The organism is Streptomyces sp. NPDC059866, from assembly GCF_042731325.1.
Classification (GTDB): domain Bacteria; phylum Actinomycetota; class Actinomycetes; order Streptomycetales; family Streptomycetaceae; genus Streptomyces; species Streptomyces flavusporus.
In genome coordinates this window covers 1-1,702 of record NZ_JBHWJT010000126.1, presented here as the reverse complement: position 1 = coordinate 1,702, position 1,702 = coordinate 1, and the positions used below count along the sequence as shown (strand labels likewise).

Annotated in this window: 1 protein-coding gene; it reads right to left on the bottom strand. The window is 69.4% G+C overall.

Annotated features, from left to right (window positions below):
* Positions 1 to 56: 56 nt before the first annotated feature.
* Complete coding sequence (locus tag ACFV7R_RS47015) at positions 57 to 1,634, bottom strand: IS1182 family transposase (protein WP_385276956.1); 1,578 nt, start codon at positions 1,632 to 1,634, stop codon at positions 57 to 59.
* Positions 1,635 to 1,702 lie beyond the last annotated feature (68 nt).

Here is a 1,702-nt window from a genome sequence, read left to right as displayed (position 1 = left end):
AAGATCACTGAAAATCTTGGGTGTAGGGCGTCTGGCTGTCGGCCGGGCGCCCTCCCTTATGTGGTGGCCGGGGTGAGTGTCCAGGTGTCGTCGGTGCGGGTGAGTCCGAGGTTGATCAGGCGGCGGAGGTTGAGGGCCGCGGCGCGGTGGTGGAGCCAGGTGCCATTCTTGATCACGCCTCGATAGGGCACTCTGCGGCTGCCGTGGGCGACGAGCCAGGCGATGGCCCGTTCGACCGGTGGGCGCCAGCGGCGGTACTCACCCTGCCAGTTGGGATCGGTGGCGGCCCGGCGGGCGGCGGTCAGCAGGACATGCTGAGGGTGAACGGTGAGGGTGCGTCCGGTCTTGGAGGTGGTGCAGCGCTCGCGCAGGGGGCAGCTGCGGCAGAGCGCCTTGAACTGTGCCTGGCGATTCCCGCCCGTCTGGGGGCGGCCCAGGGCAACGGTGTGCCCGGCCGGGCAGGTGGCCGTGGCGGCGGTGGTGTCGACGCGGAAGTCGTCGATGGTGAAGCCGCCGGGGATGGTCTGTCGCAGCGGCGGAGGTTTGATCACCAGCGTGTGGCCGTCGGCCTGCAGACGCATCCGCAGGTCACCGGTGCCGTAGGCGGCATCACCGAGGATGGTTAACTCCCCCTCCTCATCGGCCAGAAGATCCGCGGCGACGGCGGCCTCGTGGTTGCCCGCTCCGCTGCCACCGGTGAGCGCAACAGCGGTGAACAGCCCGGTCTCGGGCTCGATGGACACATGTCCCTTGAAGCCTTCCTGGTGGCGGGTGCGGTTCTTGTGGATGTGCCGGGCGTCGGGATCGACGGTGGACACCACCCGGTCCTTCGCGGTGCGTTTCGCGATCCGCCAGCGTCCGTCACGGCCGTCGGAGTCGTCGGCCGGCTCCACGTCCTGTCCCGCGACCAGGGCCAGCAGCCTGACCGCGCCGGCGGCCTGCTCGCCGAGTTGCTGCTCGGGCAGATGCCCCAGGAGGTTCAGCGCGTCGGTGACCAGGGCGTTGATCAGCGCACTTCGGGCGGCCTCGTCGTCCCAGGCGATCTTCGGCTTGCCGGGATCGGTGTAGTCGTGCGCGGCGCAGTGTTCCGCGGCCGTCTCCCGGCCGCCGGGCACCTCGCGGATCACCCGGCGGATCGCGGCGATCAGCTGGGTGACGGTGTCCTGGGTGGCCACCGCATCGTCCAGCACGGTGGAATCCAGCGCCCGTCGGTGTTTGCCCTTCAGCACACCAGTGGCCGCCACCACGTCCCTGACCTTGGCGAAGATCCGGTTGGGATCCTGCGAGTGCCGCAGACGCCGCCGGAAGTACGTCAGCAGTGACGGATCGAAGGCAGTATCCAGCAGCCCCAGCCCGCATGCGGCCTTCCACCGCAGGTCGCACCGCAGTTCCTGCACGGTCTCGAAGTCCGACAGCCCATGCAGAGCCTGCAGCACCACGACCGCGGCCAGCACCTGCGGCGGCAGGCTCGGACGGCCGTTGCGCGAGGGGTACAGGTCCGCGAACATCTCCGCCGGGAACAGCACCTCCCGGTGCTCGGCCAGGAACGCGAACACACTCCCGGCCGGGATCAACTCCCGGCACGTCTCCCACACATCCGGCCCGACCGGCTCCCCGGCCCACTCGCCCTGCATGCCAACAACACTGGCCCCGACGCAACCGCGTCGGGGCCAGAACCGCAACATTTTCAGTGATCTTCTAG